This window comes from Metabacillus niabensis (genome assembly GCF_902829255.1).
In the GTDB taxonomy this organism is placed as follows: Bacteria; Bacillota; Bacilli; order Bacillales; family Bacillaceae; genus Metabacillus; species Metabacillus niabensis.
The window spans coordinates 1-5,258 of sequence record NZ_CADEPK010000420.1; the positions used below are offsets into that span (position 1 = coordinate 1).

The window sequence follows — 5,258 nt, forward strand, 5'->3', positions numbered from 1 at the left end:
GCCTTTTCAGTAGGTATATTATTTATTTTATAATAAGGAGTACCTTTAGGATAAGCATTTGAAGCATTTCCATAGTATTCTCCTGTCATATCATTAGGGCGTGTTTTTACTTCTCCTATCCACTCGCCAATCTCTTTCTCTCCTAGCTTTTCTTGTTTAACCTCATATACGTTTCCATCCCAAACAACAAAAGGAAAAGCCCAGCTTAATGCTTGTATTGATGATGTAAATGCAAATATGAAAATGATAAAAAATGATACCGTTTTTTTCATCAGTATCTCCCCTAACATTTATTTTCCGCCTAATAATGCAATCAAATAGTAATTTAACTTTACATGAAATTTCGTTTTCTTGATTTAGTATTCATAACCTTAAAAAGGACAGGTAGCTTATCAATTAGCAATGCTCCTTAACCTATCCATCAAGATCAGTTCCTCTATTTCGAAACCTTTCTTGATTTGTAGCTGGTCTAGCCTTTTGATGTTCTAATTTTTCTAAACGAATAATTTTATACCTTAGATTCAATGTACTCCTTTTGTAATCTATCTTTTATGCATGTACACTTATTCAAATGAATGAAGTTGTGTCTTTTTGCAGGCATCAATATTAATCCTGCTATAGTTTATTAGTGAGGAACAATGTAGCAATGAATGCTGAGAGAGAAATAATTCTATAGCTTGCATATGTTCGGCAGGTTTATTTAGGAGTTCTTTCAATCTTTTATGAATTTCATTCTAAGTCTTACGTTGTTTTAAGTCCATTAACATTAACTCTTTTCAAATTATATCTTATGTATATTTCGAATTAGCTGATTGTGAAACCTTTTTTCCATCTCAAATAATTTTAAAGGGATAAGTTCAAAAATAAAGGAAGATTGCCAAAGCAATCTCCCCTTTTACGACACTAGTTTATGATTAAGGATATTTCTGACAAAATCGTTTTTGATGCTATTCTGTCTTTTTCTCATTCATAACATTGTGAATCATATAATACTCCATAGCTTGATTTAACCAATCCTCTTCTTCCTTAGTGTAAGGGCTTTGAATCGTATTTATTAATTTTTCTATTTCTGTGTCTTCGATATCCTGCATGAAGTTCACAGCTTCTTCCCCGACAAATTCAAATGTTGATTGTAAATGTTTACTTATTAACTCTTGCACCTCTTGATCGTGAAATGGTTTCCCTTTTAACCTTTTTACTTCTTTTGAAAACCAAATAAATTCTTTATCTGATGCTAATTTTTCCTCTTCAGGCTTGTTAAATAACTGCTCTGCTACTTCCTTCGTTGTATGTTGCTCTACCCATCGTTGTTGTTCATTTACCGTCTGCATACTGTTAATTAAACTGATTAAAATCGCACTATCCACTTCACCTTCATCTTTTATCAATTTAATCGTACGATTAATTGTGTTTAATACTGATTCGATTTGTTCTTTTTTCTCTTCAAATGCCAATTTTTGAATCTGTAACGAATCATTTAAGCTTAAATTAAAACTTGATTCCTTTATCATTTTACAAATTTCATTCAAACTATAGCCTAAATATTTAAAACTCATAATTTTTTGCAGCGTAAGAATATCCTTATCCGAATATCGACGGTGGCCAGAATTAGGCTGTTTTTCGGCTATAAGTAAACCAATTTCATCATAATAATGCAAGGTACGTATTGAAACCCCAGTCTTTTCAGAGAATTCGCCAATTGAATATGTCAGATTATTATCCATCTTGTTTCCTCCCTTTTCATTACCTTTCATGGATAATTTCATCTTACTGCCTCACGTAACTGTAGGTTCAAGCTGTAATTGTAAATTTTAATAAAAGAAATTTTTTATCTCAAAAATAAGGGAAATTTAGTGATTATGTCCATAAAAACGGGAACAATTAAACACATTCATTACGTTGTTCCCTGCAACTACTTTTTTATTTAGATGAATTGCATCATTTTCAAGAAAGAATGAACAGTGGTAGAAAATGTTGACGAAAACACCGGGATAGATATTCCAATATAATTAAGCTTTGATTCTATTAATGGGAAGATAAATCCTAAGTATGAACCAATTATGATTCACCTCGGCTTCCATTTTTCCATTCATCTTTTCAACTAATTTTTTTGATAGATAAAGCCCTAACCCGCTTGCTTCAGTGTTTGTTCGACTTGTGACTTCTGTATAAAAACGCATAAATACTTTTTCTGCAGCTATTTTACTATCCTGTTTGATGTCATTTTTCACAGTGAGTATTAGATTACCCCCATGGTTTCGATAGCTGATAACAACTTTACTTTTGGCATAGCGTAGGATATTTTGTACGATATTTTGGATAACACGTGTAAGCATTATTTTTTCGGCAATAATTTGGCTCTCCTGTATTTCTTTAGGAAATTTGAGTTCAATTTTCTTTTCCTCAAATTGTTCATAAAAGGACAGGAAGATTTCTTCTACTAAATTGGAGAGAGAAATCGAAGTTAGGATTAGTTCTTTTTGGTTAGTTTCAATCCGAGCTAGGTCATAAAAGTTGTCAGTCATTTCGATTAGACGATTGACAGAATGTTCAATAATCTTTAGATAGTGCTCTCGCTTCGTTTCTTCTGGTGCTGCATTTAAGAGTTGTACATAGCCGTTAATAGACGTGAGTGGTGTCCGTAAATCGTGAGAAAGTCCAGCAATGGTTAACTTTACATTTTCCTCCATTTGTTTTGCTTGACGATTTTTTTCTTCAAACTCATCAATCATTTGATTCAACGCATCGACTAGATCCAACAATGACTTCTCACGAAAATTTAAATATAGCCTGCTGCCAAAGCTTGCACGGGTTGAAATACCTTTGATCTCATGTTTCAATTTCCGCAGTTCTCGTTTTAAATAGAAAATATAAATAAGAAGCGCTAATGCTAGCAAGACAAAAACCCACATAACATTCACGCTCCTTTCGTTAGTCAAATTTGAAGCCTATGCCCCATACAGTTTTAATGTAGTTTGTGTCTTCTATGTTAAGCTTATTTCGTATATTACTAATATGCATGTTAATCGTTTTATCGCTATCAAAAAATGGTTCATTCCAAACACTTTCGTATATATTTGCACGACTGAAAACCTTTTGTGGATTTTCAAGAAACAATAGAAGGATTGCGTATTCGCGGCCAGTTAAATGAAGGTTTCTATCATTTACCTTCACTTCACGCGTTTCTAAATTAAGGCTGATATTTTTGTAATGAATTTCTTTCATATTGCTGTCTGAGGCCTTTGTTGCTGCATGACGTAATTGAATGTGAATACGAGCAACTAGTTCCTTCACATCAAAAGGTTTTGTAATGTAATCATCTGCCCCATTTACTAAAAGCTCCAATTTTGAATTTTGGTCATTTTTAGCTGAAATCACAATGACAGGAACAGTTGTATGATTTCGAATCTCTTGAAGAAATTGTTCTCCACTCATCCCTGGGAGCATCAAATCTAAGAGAACTAAATCTACCTGATTTTGTTCGAATAACAATTTCCCTTCAGTTCCTGAGTACGCACTTAGTGTTTTAAAACCATGTAAATCTAATGCGTCTTTGATTAATGAATGAATTGCCATGTCATCTTCAATGATTAAAATCTTTGCCATCATTATCGACCTACTTTATGTCGGTTCGTTTAAAGAAAAGAATTCCTATAGTTGATGATATCACGATTGTAATGAGGCTGACCAATATCATTTCACGAAATTTAGCAATATCCGCTGGATTTGCGAAATCTGAATAAAATAGGAAGGATTCCGTAAACCAGTAAGTGACTCGCTTAAAATGTTCCGTTTGTTGGAAAATTCCCGCTCCAAAGCCTGTACCAATCGTATAAAGGAAACTCCATATAAGAGAGATACCACTATTTTTTGTTAAAAAGCTAATCATCACATAGATGGATACGTTTGATAAAATTAAAAAATAAAGCGTACTAAACGTTTTAATAGTATACCAGAGATAATTGCTTATCCCAGCAACATCACCAAAGCCAAATCCTACTGAAAAGCCTATCATACCAATTGCCGTCATGACGAATGCGCCAACGAGAGTTAGAATTGCGGCAATCATTAGCTTTGAAAGATAATAATGCGTCCGACTACGTCCTAATGACAACGCATTTCGAATCGTACCATTTTGAAATTCTTCCCCAATAAAGAAACTGACAAAAGCACTTATTACAAGTAAAATCGTTAATCCGTTTTTCTCCATCATTAGAATACCTGTTGCACCATTAATGACAGTATCAATTGCTTGGACGAGTTCTTCACCATAATGCACGAGCATTTTACTATTCAGGACTTGGAAGATAGGAAGAAAAGATAAAACCGCTAAGACGATCAAGAGTTTTCTGCTACGAAATAGTTTGATTTTTTCAGCTGTTAAAAGATTAAGCATGAGTAGTACCTCCTGTTAATTGTAAGAAATAATCTTCAAGCTTCTGTCTAGTTGTACCAATTCGCGAAACATTCACGTTAGCTAAGACTAACGAACGATTGATTTTTGCAACGTCATCTAAACGTTCGTAAATGTTAATTTCCGTTCCGTTGATCACTTCATAATCTTTAATCCCTAATTCGTTTAGAACAACAACAGCTCTCGAAACCTCTGTTGTTTCTAATTCGATGTATCGTCGTGTTTCACTTGCTAATTCCTCCCGCGAAAGCTCGCTAATAAGTTTGCCGTCATGTAAAATACCGTAATGTGTAGCAACCTGTGAAAGTTCATCAAGTAAGTGACTTGATAGTAAGACGGTAATACCACGCTCTGTCACCAACCGTTGAATGATTTCACGCATTTCAACAATTCCAGACGGATCAAGACCATTTGTCGGTTCATCTAAAATTAAAAACTCCGGATTCGTAATAAGTGTTAAGGCGATCGCTAAACGTTGACGCATTCCTAAAGAGAAGTTCTTCACCTTTTTCTTACCTGTATCACTAATGTTCATTAAGCGAAGTAAATCAACGATTTCCCGTTCGCTTACACCGCCGTTTGCTGCTTGTACTTGCAGATTCTCTCGAGCTGTTAATTCTGGATAAAGTGAAGGAGTTTCAATCGATTGTCCCATTTTTCTTCGTGCGTGTTGTAGTCCTTTTATACCGGTTTTACCGAATAGTTCAATATCACCTTCGTCGATTGAGATCAACCCCATGATGGTTCGCATAAATGTCGATTTCCCCGCGCCATTCTCTCCGATCAACCCATAAATCATTCCACGTTTAATTTCGATCGATACTTTATCAAGCGCTCTATGTTT

At 34.3% G+C, this 5,258-nt stretch carries 5 protein-coding genes and 1 pseudogene; all 6 read right to left on the reverse strand.

Translation table 11 applies throughout. The annotated features are described in order from the left end of the window. Positions 1-272 (reverse strand): annotated as a pseudogene (locus HU235_RS23145) (hypothetical protein); the annotation flags it as partial. Positions 273-947: 675 nt separating this feature from the next. Further along, the gene (locus HU235_RS23150) at positions 948-1,724 is read right to left on the reverse strand and encodes a MerR family transcriptional regulator (RefSeq protein ID WP_174881736.1); all 777 of its coding nucleotides are present in this window, start codon (positions 1,722-1,724) and stop codon (positions 948-950) included. A gap of 285 nt (positions 1,725-2,009) precedes the next feature. Continuing rightward, positions 2,010-2,912: a sensor histidine kinase gene (locus tag HU235_RS23155; RefSeq protein ID WP_174881737.1), complete on the reverse strand. Its 903-nt coding sequence runs from the start codon at positions 2,910-2,912 to the stop codon at positions 2,010-2,012. Between the two features lie 19 nt (positions 2,913-2,931). After that, complete coding sequence (locus HU235_RS23160) at positions 2,932-3,606, reverse strand: response regulator transcription factor (protein WP_174881738.1); 675 nt, start codon at positions 3,604-3,606, stop codon at positions 2,932-2,934. Between the two features lie 10 nt (positions 3,607-3,616). Next, a complete protein-coding gene (locus tag HU235_RS23165; RefSeq protein ID WP_174881739.1) occupies positions 3,617-4,396 on the reverse strand; it encodes an ABC transporter permease in 780 nt (259 codons plus the stop codon). Then, a partial coding sequence (locus tag HU235_RS23170) for an ATP-binding cassette domain-containing protein (RefSeq protein ID WP_174881740.1) occupies positions 4,389-5,258 on the reverse strand: 870 nt, incomplete at its 5' end. The genes HU235_RS23170 and HU235_RS23165, both read right to left, overlap by 8 nt.